Source organism: Polynucleobacter sp. 35-46-11 (assembly GCF_002281105.1).
In genome coordinates, this window is record NZ_NCFJ01000042.1 from 1 (window position 1) to 15,765 (window position 15,765).

Genomic DNA, 15,765 nt, shown 5'->3' on the forward strand with positions numbered 1-15,765 from the left:
GATGCCTGCTAAGGCCAGAGTGGAGCGAAGTTCAGAAGGATTCATGGGAAAGGGCTATATTAACAAGTTACGCTAAAAAATCATGAATAACGAAATTAAAATCCGCGGTGCGCGTACGCACAACCTCAAAAACATCAATCTAGATATCCCTAGAGAGAAATTGGTCGTTTTGACCGGTCTATCTGGCTCGGGCAAAAGCTCTCTAGCTTTTGACACCCTATATGCCGAAGGCCAACGTCGCTACGTTGAGTCCTTATCAGCTTATGCTCGTCAATTCTTGCAGTTAATGGAAAAACCCGACGTCGATACGATTGAGGGCCTCTCACCAGCAATCTCAATTGAGCAAAAGGCGACTAGTCATAATCCTCGCTCGACCGTGGGTACGGTCACTGAAATTCATGATTATCTGCGTTTACTGTTTGCGCGTGCAGGTACACCGCACTGCCCAGATCACGATCTACCGTTAGAAGCGCAAAGCGTTTCTCAAATGGTTGATACCGTTTTAGCCATGCCGGAAGACACCAAGCTCATGATCCTAGCTCCCGTAGTGAGCGAGCGTAAAGGTGAATTCGTAGACTTATTTCAAGACCTTCAAGCACAGGGTTTTGTGCGATTTCGTGTGCGCTCTGGTGGCGGTACAACCAATACTGCTAAAGCAGAAATCTTTGAAGTTGATCAATTACCAGCACTAAAGAAAAACGATAAGCACTCTATTGAAGTAGTTGTAGATCGCATTAAGGTGCGGCCTGATATTCAGCAACGTTTAGCAGAATCCTTTGAGACTGCTCTGCGCCTGGCAGATGGCAAAGCCATGATCGTCAATATGGACGCTGGCAAAGAGATGATTTTCTCCAGCAAGTTTGCTTGCCCTATCTGCTCGTATTCTTTGCAAGAGTTAGAGCCACGCCTATTCTCATTCAATAACCCGATGGGTGCATGCCCGTCTTGCGATGGATTAGGTCATCAATCCTTCTTCGATCCAAAACGCATTGTTGCGCATCCTGATTTATCGCTAGCATCGGGCGCCATTAAGGGCTGGGATCGTCGCAATCAGTTTTATTTCAAACTCTTACAGACATTAGCCAAACATGGCGGCTTTGATGTCGAGAAACCTTTTGAGACTTTAAATAAGAAACAGCAAGACCTCATTTTGCTGGGTTCTGGTGACGTGACCATTCCATTTGAATACATCAATGAACGTGGCAAGAACAGTATTCGTGAGCACGCCTTTGAAGGCATTGTTGCCAACTTTGAACGCCGCTATCGCGAGACCGAATCCGCGACAGTCCGCGAAGAATTATCTCGCTATCAAAATGTGCAAACCTGCCCAGCATGTAGTGGCAGCCGTCTACGTAAAGAAGCGCGCTTTGTCAAAGTCGGTGACGGCAAACAATCTCGAGCTATTTATGAAATCAGCGCCCTACCGCTCAAAGAAGCTAAAGAGTATTTTGAAGCCCTCGAACTCAAAGGCGCTAAAAGAGAAATCGCTGACAAGATTGTGAAAGAGATTGGTTCGCGTCTTCGCTTCCTCAATGATGTTGGCTTAGATTACCTCTCACTAGAGCGAAGTGCAGACACCCTCTCAGGCGGGGAAGCTCAGCGTATTCGTTTGGCTTCACAGATTGGCTCTGGATTGACTGGTGTGATGTATGTATTGGATGAACCCTCCATTGGCTTGCATCAGCGTGACAACGATCGCCTCATTGGTACCCTCAAGCACTTACGCGATTTAGGTAATAGCGTATTGGTGGTTGAGCATGATGAAGACATGATTAGAGCCTCTGACTATGTCATTGACATTGGCCCTGGCGCAGGTGTTCATGGTGGTGAGGTTGTTGCTGAAGGCACTCCCGCAGAAGTCGAAGCAAACCCCAAGTCTTTAACAGGTGCCTACCTATCTGGTCGCGAATGGATCGCAGTTCCAGAAAAACGCATTCCTGTAAATGACAAGTTCCTAGAAATCATTGGTGCGCGCGGCAACAACTTACAGTCAGTTCACGCCAAAATTCCAGTTGGACTATTAACTTGTGTCACTGGCGTATCTGGCTCTGGTAAATCAACCCTCATTAATGACACCCTGCATCACGCGGTTGCACAACATATTTATGGTTCAAATGCTGAACCAGCGGCACATGAAGCAATTAAGGGTCTCGAGAACTTTGACAAGGTTATTAGCGTAGACCAATCTCCAATTGGTAGAACGCCTCGCTCTAACCCCGCTACTTACACCGGGCTATTTACACCTATCAGAGAACTCTTTTGCGGCGTACCTGCTGCACGCGAGCGTGGCTATGAAGCGGGACGTTTTTCTTTCAACGTCAAAGGCGGCCGTTGTGATGCCTGTGAAGGTGACGGGGTCATTAAAGTAGAAATGCATTTCTTGCCAGACGTCTATGTACCTTGCGATGTCTGCCACGGAAAACGTTATAACCGTGAAACTTTAGATATTCGCTACAAAGGTAAGAATATTCATGAAGTACTCTCGATGACTATCGAGCAAGCCCATGAATTCTTTGAAGCGGTGCCGATTGTTAAACGCAAGCTTAAAACCTTGTTGGATGTCGGTTTAGGTTATGTGAAGTTAGGTCAAAGTGCCACAACCTTATCGGGTGGTGAAGCGCAGCGCGTCAAACTCTCACTAGAACTTTCTAAACGCGATACAGGCAGAACTCTGTACATCTTGGATGAGCCAACTACGGGTTTACATTTCCATGACATTCAACTGTTGCTGACCGTTCTTCAGACCCTCAAGAAGCAAGGCAATACAATCGTCATCATTGAGCACAACTTAGATGTGATCAAAACTGCTGATTGGATTATTGACCTAGGCCCTAAAGGTGGTGCTGGGGGTGGGCAAATTATTGCTACAGGCACACCCGAAGAAGTTGCAAAGAATGAGGCTAGCTTTACCGGTCACTACTTAGCGCCATTGCTGGTTCGAAAACCAATCGCTAGTAAAAAGAAAAAGTAATCAGAGCAATTTAGATTCGGCTAAATCAGTCGCTTCTGAGTTGCCTGAGAGCACCAAGATATCGTTAGCCTGCAAACGTAAATCTGGGGTAAGCTCCAACTTGACGTAGTCAGAACCGCCCACTTTTCGTCTGACTGCTTGTACGCTCACACCTTCATTTTCAAGATGTAACTCTTCGAGAGTTTGGCCAATACTGGTTGACTCAGGCAGTAAAGTGACCGAGTGCAAACGCCACGATTCTTTGGTGTCTACCTCATCGTCAACTCCACGGAAGTAGCCACGCAATAAACTATAGCGAGCTTCACGTGCACTCGTGATACGACGCACCACCTTCCGCATAGGCACACCCATCATCAACAAGACATGGGACGCCATCATGAGGCTGCCTTCAATTAACTCAGGCACCACCTCAGTCGCACCAGCTGCTTGTAATTTCGCCAAATCAGCGTCATCTTTAGTGCGCACCAGAACAGTCATGCCTGGGCGCAGATGCTCTACTTGATGCAAAACTTTGAAACTAGCTGGTGTATCTGCATAAGTAATCACCACTGCCTTTGCTCTCGCAAGGCCTGCGGCAACTAAATAATTTTCTCGACTGGCATCGCCATAGACCACGTTGTCCCCAGCGGCGGCAGCCTCTTTGACACGGTCTGGATCCATATCTAAAGCAATGTAAGGAATTTTTTCTTGATCAAGCATGCGGGCCAAGCTTTGACCTGAGCGACCGAATCCACAAATGACTACATGGTTTTCTGTACGGACACTTTTGGCTGCAACACGTGTCAGCGCCAATGATTGCAATAACCACTCGTTACTAGAAAAATGTAGCGCAATGCGATCGCTATATTGAATCAAGAAAGGCGCACCAAACATCGAAAGTAACATCGCTGCCAATACTGCTTGACTCAAGGCGGGATCGATTAAATCCAAGCCATCAATTTGATTTAAGAGAACGAATCCGAATTCACCAGCTTGCGCCAAACATAAGCCCGTCCGAATGGAGATACCAGGGCTTGAGCCAAAAGCACGTGACAGCAACGCAATCAAGCCGAACTTGAAAATCAGCGGGCCGATCAATAAGAGTAAAACCAGCATCCACTGCTGATAGATCACCTCAAAATCGAGCAGCATGCCAACGGTAATAAAGAAGAGGCCCAAGAGCACATCCCTGAATGGCTTTACATCCTCCTCCACTTGATGACGGTAAGGCGTCTCTGCAATCAACATACCCGCCAAGAAAGCCCCGAGCGCTAACGATAAGCCAAAGTGCTCTGTAAGACCTGCCATACCCAAAACAATGAGCAAGAGGTTCAGCATGAAGAGCTCTTGAGAGCGCAACTTAGCAACCAAGCTAAACCAACGACTCATCAAGGTTTGGCCGATCACAAAAATGAGCACAAGGGCTACCGTAATCTTGATGGATGCTGCCGTGAGTGCCAAAAATAGATCTCCGGGATTCTTACCCAGCGAAGGTAACAAAATCAACAGGAAAACAACCGCCAAATCTTGGAACAGCAAGATACCGATGATGTTGCGGCCATGCTCCGTTTCGATTTCCGAGCGATCAGAAATGAGTTTGGTAACGATGGCAGTTGAGGACATTGCCAAAGCACCGCCTAGAGCAATGGCTGCCTGCCAGGAAATCGGGTAAATCCAGTTCATCAGCAGGCTAGCAGGGACTGCCAGCAGCATGGTCAAAATGACTTGGCTACCGCCCAAACCAAATACGATGGTCCGCATAGCCCGCAGCTTATGGAGGTTAAATTCCAAGCCAATCGAGAACATCAAGAAAACCACCCCAAATTCAGCCAAATACTTCACCGTGGCTGAATCATTGGCCAAACCAAGGGCATGCGGCCCAATGAGGACGCCAATAGCGAGATAGCCCAAAATAGGGGGTAGCCCAAAATAGCGGAAAATAACTACCCCGGCCACTCCGGAGGCCAGCAAGATGAGAGTTAACTGAAGGACTGACGGCATATACTCACCCCATGATAGCTAAGACTCGTGACCGAACCCTAAAGCTTGCGCGCGACACCCTCACAATCGAGGCTGCTGCACTGCACACTATGCGTGACCGCCTTGAAGGCGCTAACGCTGATGCCCTTGTATTGGCAGTAGATCTTCTGCATTCCTGCAAAGGCCGCATCGTCGTTTCTGGGATTGGTAAATCGGGGCATATTGCTCGCAAGATTGCGGCCACCTTTGCCTCTACTGGTTCGCCTGCTTTTTTTGTCCATCCAGCCGAAGCCAGTCATGGTGACCTTGGGATGGTTACACGTGATGATGTCTTTGTTGCACTCTCTAATTCCGGTGAGACTGATGAGCTTCTCACTATCGTGCCAATCGTCAAGCGCACTGGCGCAAAACTGATTGCACTGACCGGCGCACCACATTCTTCTTTGGCAAAGTTAGCGGATGCCCATTTAGACACGAGTGTTGAAAAAGAAGCTTGTCCACTTAACTTAGCCCCAACCACCAGCACAACCGCTGCACTCGCTATGGGTGATGCTTTAGCTGTTGCTCTTCTAGATGCTCGTGGCTTTCAGGCTGAAGATTTTCAACGCTCACACCCCGGTGGTCGTTTGGGTCGCAAACAATTAATGCATGTCAGCGAAGTCATGCGTAGTTTTGATGAGACGCCTAAGATTGCAATCTCCGCATCCCTGCAAGATGCTTTACTCGAGATGACTGCTAAGCGCATGGGTATGGTAGTTACCTTAGGCAATGCAAATCAAGTTGCCGGCATATTCACGGATGGTGACTTACGTCGCTTACTTGAAAAGAGCACCAATTTAGATGGCCTCACTTTAGAAAAAGCAATTACCTCAGCGCCGCGCACGATTCCTCCCGAACTATTGGCAGAGGAAGCTATTGAGATGATGGAGAAACATCGCATCAATCATCTAGTAGTAACCGATCCCAATGGCGCACTACTTGGAGCATTAAATCTCCATGATTTGTTTGCCGCCAAGGTAATTTAAATCGTTTTCATTCCAACCATATATTGAATCACCCCTATGCCTAGCGCCTTTCACGTTCAAAATACCAACCCGCTAAGCCAATATCCACAGGCCTGGGACCGCGCCGGGACAGTCAAGCTGCTCGTTCTAGACGTCGATGGCGTATTAACAAATGGTCAAGTATTTATTGGCGAGAATGGCAAAGAATGTCTAAAGGCTTTCGATATTCAAGATGGTCTGGGAATCAAACTGTTAGAAAAAATTGGTATACCAACTGCCATCATCACTGGACGTAGCTCTAAAATGGTCATGGCTCGCTGTGATGAACTTGGCATCAAACACGTACACATGGGCGTTGATAATAAAGCTGCAGCCTTAGAAAAGATTCTGCAATCGCTTGGACTCAAGTCATCTGATTGCGCAGTGATGGGTGATGACTGGCCTGATTTTCAAATGATGAAGTCTGCAGGCTTGAGGATCTGCCCCGCACAAGGCCATGATGCCGTGAAAGAAGTGGCTCACTTTGTCACCACTCGATCAGGTGGTGCTGGTGCAGTACGAGAAGTCTGTGATCTGATATTAAAGGCGCAAAACCGCTATGAGGAACTACTAGCTCAGGCGCGCGCTTAAGGTCATTTTGTAATGGAACTAAATGCCCAACAAATCAAACTGAGTATCTGGCGTGCTTTATTACGCCTGATGCCATTGATCTTGATGGGCACTCTGACTCTCGTTACGTTTTGGCTGGTCAAAAAAAATACTCCAGCAGAAAAATCGGCCATCGAACGCGTACGCTTACATGAGTCCGATTACACCATTACTAATGGCACCCTATCTGCTCTCAATGAATTTGGTAATACGAAATATCGAGTACTGGGCAAGAAAGTGATTCACTATGATGATGACGCCTCTATCGATATAGAAACACCACGTATACGCTTGTTCCCACCTGAAAAATCACCGGTTACCGTCAAAGCAGATACAGGTCATTTAGACGGCGACCTCACAATATTAGATCTCATTGATAACGCTGAAATATTTCGCCCACCTCAATCTGCCACAGCAACTGAACCAGCAAGGCCGCGTATGCTTGCGCGTTCCTCTTACTTCAAGGTGCTCATCAACGACGATATTATTGAAACCGATAAACCCATCACGCTTGAGCAAGGAGTTTCTATAATGCACTCAACTGATGGCGGTGTATTTAACAACATCGAACAAAGCATGGTTTTATCTGGCCAAGTAAGAGGTCGTATCGAGCGCATCCAACCTGGAGCGCAGCCATGATCTTCTTACGTATCGCCCTATCTTTTGCAATATTGACAGCCTGTTTTATTACTACTGCTCATTCCGAAAAAGCGGATCAAGACAAACCTATTATTTTGGAGGCAGAAAAAGTTTCCGTGAACGACGTCCAACAAGTTTATAAACTTGACGGCGAGGTACTCTTAACTAAAGGTAGCATTTTGATTACCGGCGAGAAGGGCAATATTAAAGTTGATCCTGAGGGTTATGAATATATTGATGTTCAGGGTAGCCCTGAATCTAGCGCCAGTTTCCGACAAAGGCGCGAAGGGCCTGCTAATGAGTTTATGCAGGGTCGCGGTCAAACAGTTACTTACAATGCCAAAACCGAGCTCCTGACATTGACTGGAGACGCCATTTTGAAGCGTCTGCACAATATGCAAATGTTAGATCAACTACATGGCTGGAAAATTGATTACAACGATGTGCAGCAGCACTATCAAGTCTCAACACCTGCGAATGCCAAAGCAGAGGACTTACCTCAAGCTAGAGCGATCCTTTCACCAAGAAGAAAAGCTACACTAGAAGAATGACCATGAATTCCAGTAGCACTCAAAAGCCAGCAACCCTCAGCGCTCAGCACCTTCAAAAGCGTTATGGGTCTCGCACCGTAGTGCGGGATGTATCAGTCGAGGTCAAGTGCGGCGAAGTCGTAGGGCTCCTGGGGCCCAATGGTGCTGGCAAAACAACCTCTTTCTACATGATTGTTGGCCTAGTTCCTTTGGACGGTGGCAGCATTGTTCTAGATGGTACGGACATCACCCATCTGCCTATTCATGAGCGAGCCCGCATGGGCTTGTCCTACCTCCCGCAGGAGGCTTCCGTTTTCAGAAAACTGAATGTAGCTGAAAATATTCAGGCGGTATTAGAGCTACAAGTTCAAGGTGGCAAACCATTAAGTAAGGCTGAGATAGCACATCGTTTAGATGAGCTCTTGGGCGAACTCCAAATCAGTCACCTGCGTGATAATCCTGCGCTTTCTCTGTCTGGTGGCGAACGTCGTCGCGTTGAGATTGCTAGAGCCCTAGCCTCACAACCTAAGTTCATTCTGTTAGATGAGCCCTTTGCTGGCGTTGACCCAATTGCAGTTGGAGAGATCCAGCGGATTGTGCGCTTCTTAAGGGACCGCCAAATTGGCGTCCTCATCACGGACCACAACGTTCGAGAAACCTTAGGCATTTGCGATCACGCCTACATCATCAGCGAAGGTAGCGTGCTGGCAGAAGGTAAGCCGGACCAAATTATTGAGAACGATGCTGTTAGAAGAGTCTATCTAGGAGAAAACTTCCGCATGTAAATATTCAGATTTTTTCGAATATTTGTTAAATAAACATGATCTGCCCCCTTGGTTTTCAGCAAAATCGCTGATACGCTGGAGGTTCATGAAGTTCATTTCCCTATAAACAAGTACAACATTACAGGGGCCTGCTGCGCACCCCGGGTAATTATTTGCGCATGCATTTTGTTTTGCTATGAATAGGAGCTGCTGATGAATCTGAAAATTAATAGCCGTCATGTTGAAGTTACTCCAGCTATGCGTTCCCACCTTGAGGCTGGGTTAGCAAAAATTCGCAAACACTTTGACCACGTCCTTGATGCGTCAGCATTTTTGATTGTTGATAACGCCAAAGAAAAAAATCTTCGTCAGGCCGCTGAGATCACCATTCACCTTAAAGGCAAAGAACTTTTTGCTGAAGCGCACAACGCCGATCTTTACCACGCAATGGATGCAGTGGTCGATAAACTTGAGCGTCAAGTAGTCAGGCACAAAGAAAAGATCCAAGACCATCATCATGAAAAGCACTTTGAGTGATTCTTGCCGTCAGGGCACCTATAATCAACCGACATGAATGCCCTGACCGATCTTTTCGCTTTAGACCGCATTGCCTTAAATATCCCCTCTAAAAATCGGGCTGAGGCATTTGCGGCCGTAGGACAACTATTTGCCAAGCAGGCAGGTCTTGAAGCCGAAGCAGTTGTTGGCTTCTTAAATGCTCGCGAGGACTTAGGCTCTACAGCTCTAGGTGCTGGTGTTGCCATTCCCCACGGCCGGGTAAAAGGGCTAAAGAGCCCAATTGCCGCATTTGTCAAATTAAAAGATCCGATTGAATTTGCTGCACCCGATGGTGAGGCTGTCTCTATTTTGATTTTTTTGCTTGTCCCTGAAAAAGCGACTCAGCAACATTTAGAAATTCTGTCCTCCATTGCACAACTCCTCTCCGACCAAGATGCTCGCAAATCGCTTGCCTCGGAAGACAGTCCAGAGAAGGTGTGCAAGTTATTACAGACTTGGGGCTCCGCTTGACAACCCAACCACTGCTCCTTGAGGGAGTTACTGCTCAGCAGATCTTTGATGACAATGTTTCCGACTTAAAGCTCTCTTGGATTAGGGGCCTAGAAGGTGCGGACCGCACATTTCCTCCAGAGGCTGTGAAGGCTGCCGCAGCTAGCTCGGACTTAGTAGGTCACTTAAACCTCATTCATCCAAGTCGTATTCAGATTTTTGGTGAGCAAGAGGTTGACTACCATGCCCATCTGGAACAAAAACAAAGGCAAGATCAGATCTCCAGCTTAATTTCCAAAACACCGCCTTGTGTGATTGTGGCCGACGGGAAAACAGCTGATGCCGATCTACAACTGTTCTGCCAAAGATCCTCTACCCCACTCTTTACAACAGCCATTTCGGCTGCTGAGGTGATTGACCACCTACGTACCTATCTCACGAAGATTGGCGCGCCCCAGATCACTAAACATGGCGTCTTTATGGACATCCTAGGCTTAGGCGTCCTCATCATGGGCGAATCCGGCTTAGGCAAAAGCGAGTTGGGTTTAGAGTTAATTTCGCGCGGCCATGGTTTGGTAGCAGATGATGCAGTCGACTTTGCTCGCCTAGGGCCAGACTACATTGAAGGTCGCTGCCCCGTGATCCTGCGTAATCTCCTAGAGGTTCGTGGACTGGGTTTACTGGATATTCGTACTATCTTTGGTGAAACTGCTGTGCGTCGTAAATTGAAATTACGGTTGATCGTACAACTCGTTCGTCGTAACGACGGTGAGTTTGAGCGCCTTCCATTGGAAGCACAGCATATTAATGTGCTCGGTATTCCAATTAGAACCGTCAAAATTCAAGTGGCTGCAGGACGTAACTTAGCGGTTCTCGTAGAGGCTGCAGTGCGTAATACCATTTTGCAATTACGCGGCATTGATACCTTAAAAGAATTTATGGAGCGTCAACGTTTGCAAATGCATGTTGAGGCAGAGTCCACAAAGTCGCAAGGTCGACTCATTTAATATGCAAATCAATCTGATTACCGGTATTTCCGGCTCAGGTAAATCCGTTGCGCTGAGAGCCTTTGAGGATGCGGGTTATGACTGTGTAGACAACCTACCAGTAGCTTTATTGGTAAACCTCATTGAGACTCTAGAAAAAGAGAAAAGTGATCGAGTGGCGGTAGCGATTGATGCCCGCCGCGGTCAAACAATTTCAGAACTACCTACCATTCTAGAAGCCTTACGGCGTCACCATGATGTGCGAATTATTTTTCTCAATGCGGATACGAATACCTTAATACAGCGTTTTTCAGAAACACGTCGCCGTCACCCGCTCTCTGGAAAGACACAAGAAACACAAGAAGCCACTCTGATAGAGGCAATTGATAAAGAGCGTGGCCTGCTTGAGCCATTGCGCACCCAAGCCCATAGCATTGATACCAGCAATCTGCTGGCTCATGCACTGCGCTCATGGATACAGGATCTTCTAAAAGATAAGCCACAAGGTCTCACCGTGATTTTTGAATCTTTTGGATTTAAAAAAGGTTTGCCAAGTGAAGCCGATCTTGTCTTCGATGTTCGCTGTTTACCCAACCCACACTATGACAAAGCTTTACGCCCCCTATCAGGGAAGGATCAAGCTGTCAGAGAATTTTTAGAAAAGATATCTGAAGTGGTAAGCATGGAAAAAGATATCACTGCGTTTATCGAAAAGTGGTTACCGCACTACATTGCAGACGGACGCAGTTACCTGACTGTTGCGATTGGCTGCACTGGTGGACAACATCGCTCTGTATATTTGGTGACGCGCCTTGTTGAACACTTCCAAGCCCAGAAAGATTTGGCAGCGCTCCAAATTAATTTCTTAACTCGCCATCGCGAGCTAGATTCAAGCCCTGTAAAAGCAGCTTAATTGGTTGGGGTAAGCCGTATTTTCCGAGCTGACGCAAGGGAACCCACTTCAAATCATCACTATTGAATTTCACGGCATCACTTAAGGTCACATGCCAAATCTGTATCCATAAACGGCGATGCGTAAAGATATGCTTAATCTCTAATCCCTGCTCAATTAATTGGCAACTCTTTAAAACAGTAGCAGTCTTTTCATCTGGCAATACTTGCTTTAACAATTCTTTCGCAGTCATATTGAGTGCATTTTTATTTGCAGGTTTTGGACTTTTTTCTTTTGCTCTCCACGCAGATTCAGGCAAAGACCATAATCCGCCCCAGATGGCTTTGTCTGGGCGCCTTTGCAGCAAAACTGAATCACTATGCCTGAGTAACAACATGTCGCAATCAAATTCGGGAGATTTTGCCTTTGCTACTTTATGAGGTAATAGTAAGACTTGATCGCTAAGATTAGCTTGGCATTCTTTTTCAAATGGGCATTTCTTCTCTCCACTCAAGCACACGGGCTTACGAGAAGTGCACCACGTCGCCCCAAAATCCATCAGAGCCTGCGTGTATACCGGCATATCCATAGCTTTTTTTGGAAGGAGTATTTTAGCTAGTGACCATAATTCTTCATTCACTGCTTTTTCTTGGATGGCACCCTCTATACCAAACAGTCTTGCCAAAATTCGTTTGACGTTTGCATCGAGAATGGGTGCTCGCTTATGAAATGCAAATGCGGCTATAGCGCCTGCTGTAGATCTACCGATGCCCTTGAGTTGTTCAAGTAATACCGGATCCTGTGGAAATTTTCCTTCAAACTCTTCCATCACTTGCTTGGCACAGGCATGAAGATTACGAGCACGCGTGTAGTAACCGAGCCCCGCCCATTCAGCTAAGACATCATCTATAGGCGCAGCAGCCAATTTCTTGACAGTAGGAAAACGCTTCATAAAGCGGGGGTAGCGTTCCAGAACAGTAGCCACCTGAGTTTGTTGCAGCATGATTTCAGAAACCCACACCGCGTACGGATCTCGAATGCTTTGCCATGGCAAACCTTGGCGGCCGTCCTTGCCATGCCAAGCTATCAGCTTAGCGGCGAAGTGCTTTATCAGCGCTTCTGACATTGGGGGCAAAAATAAGTAGAGCGCTGACCTTGCACCATTTTTTTAATGGCTGTCTTACATACCTTGCAAGGCTGATCTTTACGATCGTAGACTTTGGTTTGCACCATGAAGTGTCCAGGGTCACCTTCACTATTCACAAAGTCTTTTAAAGAACTGCCGCCAGCAGCAATCGCTTTTTTCAAAATCAATCTCACTGCATTGGCCAGCCGAGAACATTGCGGACGCGTGAGCTTTCCAGCAGCCTTTGCTGGATGAATGCCAGCCTCGAACAAACTTTCTGAACAGTAGATATTGCCAACGCCCACCACCGCCTGTCCGGCAAGTAAAAATTGCTTCACGGCAACACTACGCCTGCGTGAACATTGGTACAAGACATCTGCGCCAAGCTCACCTTCAAACTCTGGTGAAAACGGCTCAACCCCAAGTTTTTGCAAGAGCATGTTGTTCTCAATCGGCCCCTTAGATTTTGGGTGCCATAAAACAGCACCAAACTTTCGGGGATCATGCAAGCGCAAACTGAGCTTGCCAAACTCGAATGTCACGCGATCATGCGGCTTCAGGGGATCGCTACCAGGAAGTACACGCAAAGTCCCCGTCATGCCTAAGTGGAGCAATAGGTGTCCGGTATCGAACTCCATCAGAAGGTACTTGCCGCGGCGCTCTATTCCCAAAACTTTCTGACCAGAAAGTAAAGTATTGAGATTGCTAGGAACCGGCCAACGTAAGCGACCATCAATAATTTTGACCGCACTCACCCTGCGCCCCTCTAGATGGGGCTGGATACCCAATCGGGTAACTTCAACTTCTGGGAGTTCTGGCATAAATGGATTGTAGATTCGCGGATTAGAATGTGCTCATGACCAAATTTTCACTAATGCCTTATTTAAGGGTCTTACTGCTCACGGCTGGACTTGGCTTAGGCCTTTCCTCCAGTTATGCCGTTGCCAAAAATAGTAGCCTAGATAGCGGTCAAGCCGTCTTTGAGGTCCTGGCCTCCGAAATTGCCTTACAACGCGGTGAAGCTGGGCTGGCATACACAACCTACTTGGAGCTCGCTCGCCAACTCGACGATCCCCGTTTGGCACAAAGAGCTATGGAAATTGCTATTACTGCAGGCGCGCCCGATATGGCGCTACAAGCAGCTCAAACTTGGGATGGTTTGGCTGGACCCAAGCAAACCAAACCTAAAGAAGTACTCGTGACCCTCCTTATTCTGAGTCAACGCTGGTCAGATGCAGTTAAACCTGCAATTGCTCTACTGAATCAACAGACCCCAGAGCAACGTGAAAACACTTTGCTACAGATTCAGTCGCTACTAGCCAAGGCTACTGATGAATCAGAAGCCCTAAGGGCTTTCTACGAAATCGTCTCCACTGTAAAGCCAGAACCAAAAGATCCTGGACTGCTCTATACCTATGCAATGTCTGCCGAAAAATCCGGACACCTCAATGTTATGGAAAAAACTCTGCGTGAAATCTTGCGCAAAAATCCAAATGATGTGAATAGCCTGAATGCACTTGGTTACTCGCTCGCTGATCGCAATCAGAAATTGCCCGAGGCATTCAAGCTCATTAGCAAAGCACATCAACTCTCACCTAGAGATGGGTTTATTTTGGACAGTCTTGGATGGGTGAACTTTCGCTTAGGCAAAAATGAATTAGCATTTGAACAACTGCAACAGGCATTTAATATGAAACCTGAAGCAGATATTGCTGCACATATCGGCGAAGTCTTATGGGATATGAAGCGCCCAATCGAAGCAGAAGATATGTGGCGTAAGGGGCAGCAATTAGATGCTAACAACCCCACCCTTAAAGAAACCTTGAAGCGCTTGAAGCCAGACTGGTCAGTTGCAGATTCAGCCCTCAAAGGCTCATGGGACGGTCGTTTTGCAGTGAAGGTTACAGGTCTCACCGAAGGAAAAAATCAAGGTGGCTCAGGTGGATTTACTTTGACTCAAGATGCGCTGACTGATGTATTAGAAATTCGTAATCCAGTAGGTGGATCAATTGCGAAAATTACAATTAAACCTGGTGAGGCAATTCTGGAGCGCGATGGTCAACTCACCACAGCGATTGATGCCGACACTCTCATTCAAAATACATTAGGGCTTCCGCTACCTGCTCGCGGATTATCCGACTGGTTGCGTGGACAAACCCGCCCAGGAAGCAACGCGAGTGTGGAGCGAAATGCAAATGGGCAAGTGAGCAAAATCACCCAAGACGGTTGGACATTAAATTACAACTGGAACGATGCTCAGCGCTTAGAAAAACTCACGATGAATCGCAGCTCTAATGTCGGATCGATTGATATCCGCTTAGTTTTTGATACTCCGAATGAGTGAAGTGCAAATGATGGGTAATGCATTGGAACTACGTTGTCCCGCAAAGCTCAATCTCTTTTTGCACATTATTGGGCGCAGAGAGGATGGCTATCACCTCTTGCAATCTGTTTTTCAGTTGATTGATTGGTGTGACGTTCTCACCTTAAAACGTCTTCCAGAAAATGAGATTCGTCGTATCAACCCCATTCCCAGAGTCCCTCCCGAACAAGACTTAGTCGTTCGTGCAGCCCATCTCCTCAAAGAGCACTGCAAGATTGATCAGGGGGTTGAAATCCGTCTTGAGAAAAATATTCCCATGGGTGCCGGCTTGGGTGGCGGATCCTCAGATGCGGCATCCGCCTTAATTGGCCTTAATGCACTCTGGGATCTCCATCTCGACATCGTTACGCTTTACCAACTTGGCCTAAAACTCGGGGCTGATGTGCCATTTTTCATCTTCGGCCAAAATGCTTTCGTTGAGGGGATTGGAGAGAAATTACAGGCAATTTCCCTGGAAACCCAAGACTTTGTGGTGATCTTCCCCAATCAGGGGATCGCCACTGCTCAGATTTTTCAAGACTCTCAATTGACCCGAGATCACGCTCCGATTACAATAGATGGCTTTCTTGCATCGCCAAGGTCATTTCAGTCAAATGATTGTCAGGCAGTAGCGGTGCAGAAATGTCCTGAAGTGAAGCAAGCATTAGATTGGATTTACAAGGCAGCGCCAAACTCGGCGCCTTGCATGTCCGGCTCTGGAAGTAGCGTATTTGCCGCCTTAGATCCTAAGACGGACACCGTAAATCTGGAAAATCTTCTGCAAAATCTTCCAAAAGGATGGATAGGTCGAATTGTTCGGGGGCTAAATAAAAATCCCGCTTACAATTTGATTTCTTCAGATTGACCTGTAGGGGA

Annotated in this window: 15 protein-coding genes; 12 read left to right on the top strand and 3 right to left on the bottom strand. The window is 47.1% G+C overall.

The annotated features are described in order from the left end of the window. Nucleotides 1-82 precede the first annotated feature (82 nt). Nucleotides 83-2,971 carry an excinuclease ABC subunit UvrA gene (gene uvrA, locus B7Y67_RS05295; protein WP_293597714.1) on the top strand — a complete coding sequence of 963 codons (2,889 nt, stop codon included), beginning with the start codon at nucleotides 83-85 and terminating at the stop codon, nucleotides 2,969-2,971. Here uvrA and B7Y67_RS05300 read toward each other — a convergent pair whose 3' ends face one another. Next, nucleotides 2,972-4,951, bottom strand: coding sequence for a monovalent cation:proton antiporter family protein (locus B7Y67_RS05300; protein WP_293597715.1), 1,980 nt, complete (start codon nucleotides 4,949-4,951; stop codon nucleotides 2,972-2,974). A gap of 11 nt (nucleotides 4,952-4,962) precedes the next feature. Between B7Y67_RS05300 and B7Y67_RS05305 the strand changes: the two genes are divergently transcribed. From B7Y67_RS05305 to rapZ, 9 genes are all read left to right on the top strand, one after another. Further along, on the top strand, nucleotides 4,963-5,955 hold the full coding sequence (locus B7Y67_RS05305) for an SIS domain-containing protein (protein WP_293597716.1): 993 nt from the start codon (nucleotides 4,963-4,965) through the stop codon (nucleotides 5,953-5,955). A 36-nt stretch (nucleotides 5,956-5,991) separates the two neighbouring features. Then, on the top strand, nucleotides 5,992-6,564 hold the full coding sequence (locus tag B7Y67_RS05310) for an HAD family hydrolase (RefSeq protein ID WP_293597717.1): 573 nt from the start codon (nucleotides 5,992-5,994) through the stop codon (nucleotides 6,562-6,564). Between the two features lie 12 nt (nucleotides 6,565-6,576). After that, the gene (gene lptC, locus B7Y67_RS05315; RefSeq protein WP_293597718.1) at nucleotides 6,577-7,221 is read left to right on the top strand and encodes an LPS export ABC transporter periplasmic protein LptC; all 645 of its coding nucleotides are present in this window, start codon (nucleotides 6,577-6,579) and stop codon (nucleotides 7,219-7,221) included. Continuing rightward, a complete protein-coding gene (lptA, locus tag B7Y67_RS05320; RefSeq protein ID WP_293597719.1) occupies nucleotides 7,218-7,772 on the top strand; it encodes a lipopolysaccharide transport periplasmic protein LptA in 555 nt (184 codons plus the stop codon). Before lptC ends, lptA begins: the two co-directional genes overlap by 4 nt. Further along, nucleotides 7,769-8,536: an LPS export ABC transporter ATP-binding protein gene (gene lptB, locus B7Y67_RS05325; protein WP_293597720.1), complete on the top strand. Its 768-nt coding sequence runs from the start codon at nucleotides 7,769-7,771 to the stop codon at nucleotides 8,534-8,536. The genes lptA and lptB overlap by 4 nt, the downstream gene beginning before the upstream one ends. Nucleotides 8,537-8,728: 192 nt before the next feature. Continuing rightward, complete coding sequence (raiA, locus tag B7Y67_RS05330) at nucleotides 8,729-9,052, top strand: ribosome-associated translation inhibitor RaiA (RefSeq protein WP_293597721.1); 324 nt, start codon at nucleotides 8,729-8,731, stop codon at nucleotides 9,050-9,052. Nucleotides 9,053-9,085: 33 nt separating this feature from the next. Continuing rightward, nucleotides 9,086-9,544: a PTS sugar transporter subunit IIA gene (locus B7Y67_RS05335; RefSeq protein WP_293597722.1), complete on the top strand. Its 459-nt coding sequence runs from the start codon at nucleotides 9,086-9,088 to the stop codon at nucleotides 9,542-9,544. Between the two features lie 11 nt (nucleotides 9,545-9,555). Further along, nucleotides 9,556-10,530 (top strand): HPr(Ser) kinase/phosphatase, encoded by a 975-nt coding sequence (gene hprK, locus B7Y67_RS05340; RefSeq protein WP_293597728.1) that lies wholly within the window; start codon nucleotides 9,556-9,558, stop codon nucleotides 10,528-10,530. Between the two features lies 1 nt (nucleotide 10,531). Continuing rightward, nucleotides 10,532-11,422: an RNase adapter RapZ gene (gene rapZ, locus B7Y67_RS05345; RefSeq protein ID WP_293597723.1), complete on the top strand. Its 891-nt coding sequence runs from the start codon at nucleotides 10,532-10,534 to the stop codon at nucleotides 11,420-11,422. On the opposite strand, the gene mutY is transcribed toward rapZ, so the two are convergent. After that, complete coding sequence (gene mutY, locus B7Y67_RS05350; protein WP_293597724.1) at nucleotides 11,367-12,527, bottom strand: A/G-specific adenine glycosylase; 1,161 nt, start codon at nucleotides 12,525-12,527, stop codon at nucleotides 11,367-11,369. The two genes, rapZ and mutY, sit on opposite strands and share 56 nt — an antisense overlap. Further along, on the bottom strand, nucleotides 12,512-13,348 hold the full coding sequence (gene mutM, locus B7Y67_RS05355; RefSeq protein WP_293597725.1) for a bifunctional DNA-formamidopyrimidine glycosylase/DNA-(apurinic or apyrimidinic site) lyase: 837 nt from the start codon (nucleotides 13,346-13,348) through the stop codon (nucleotides 12,512-12,514). The genes mutY and mutM overlap by 16 nt, the downstream gene beginning before the upstream one ends. A 35-nt stretch (nucleotides 13,349-13,383) precedes the next feature. Between mutM and B7Y67_RS05360 the strand changes: the two genes are divergently transcribed. Next, entirely contained in the window at nucleotides 13,384-14,871 is a 1,488-nt protein-coding gene (locus tag B7Y67_RS05360) for a lipoprotein insertase outer membrane protein LolB (protein WP_293597726.1), read from the top strand. Continuing rightward, nucleotides 14,864-15,754, top strand: a complete 891-nt coding sequence (gene ispE / locus B7Y67_RS05365; RefSeq protein WP_293597727.1) for a 4-(cytidine 5'-diphospho)-2-C-methyl-D-erythritol kinase — start codon at nucleotides 14,864-14,866, stop codon at nucleotides 15,752-15,754. The genes B7Y67_RS05360 and ispE overlap by 8 nt, the downstream gene beginning before the upstream one ends. Nucleotides 15,755-15,765 lie beyond the last annotated feature (11 nt).

Excerpts from the sequence above, each read along its gene's own strand:
- uvrA (WP_293597714.1), top strand. The coding sequence starts at position 83 with ATGAATAACGAAATTAAAATCCGCGGTGCGCGTACGCACAACCTCAAA.
- B7Y67_RS05300 (WP_293597715.1), bottom strand. The coding sequence starts at position 4,951 with ATGCCGTCAGTCCTTCAGTTAACTCTCATCTTGCTGGCCTCCGGAGTG.
- B7Y67_RS05305 (WP_293597716.1), top strand. The coding sequence starts at position 4,963 with ATGATAGCTAAGACTCGTGACCGAACCCTAAAGCTTGCGCGCGACACC.
- B7Y67_RS05310 (WP_293597717.1), top strand. The coding sequence starts at position 5,992 with ATGCCTAGCGCCTTTCACGTTCAAAATACCAACCCGCTAAGCCAATAT.
- lptC (WP_293597718.1), top strand. The coding sequence starts at position 6,577 with ATGGAACTAAATGCCCAACAAATCAAACTGAGTATCTGGCGTGCTTTA.
- lptA (WP_293597719.1), top strand. The coding sequence starts at position 7,218 with ATGATCTTCTTACGTATCGCCCTATCTTTTGCAATATTGACAGCCTGT.
- lptB (WP_293597720.1), top strand. The coding sequence starts at position 7,769 with ATGACCATGAATTCCAGTAGCACTCAAAAGCCAGCAACCCTCAGCGCT.
- raiA (WP_293597721.1), top strand. The coding sequence starts at position 8,729 with ATGAATCTGAAAATTAATAGCCGTCATGTTGAAGTTACTCCAGCTATG.
- B7Y67_RS05335 (WP_293597722.1), top strand. The coding sequence starts at position 9,086 with ATGAATGCCCTGACCGATCTTTTCGCTTTAGACCGCATTGCCTTAAAT.
- rapZ (WP_293597723.1), top strand. The coding sequence starts at position 10,532 with ATGCAAATCAATCTGATTACCGGTATTTCCGGCTCAGGTAAATCCGTT.
- mutY (WP_293597724.1), bottom strand. The coding sequence starts at position 12,527 with ATGTCAGAAGCGCTGATAAAGCACTTCGCCGCTAAGCTGATAGCTTGG.
- mutM (WP_293597725.1), bottom strand. The coding sequence starts at position 13,348 with ATGCCAGAACTCCCAGAAGTTGAAGTTACCCGATTGGGTATCCAGCCC.
- B7Y67_RS05360 (WP_293597726.1), top strand. The coding sequence starts at position 13,384 with ATGACCAAATTTTCACTAATGCCTTATTTAAGGGTCTTACTGCTCACG.
- ispE (WP_293597727.1), top strand. The coding sequence starts at position 14,864 with ATGAGTGAAGTGCAAATGATGGGTAATGCATTGGAACTACGTTGTCCC.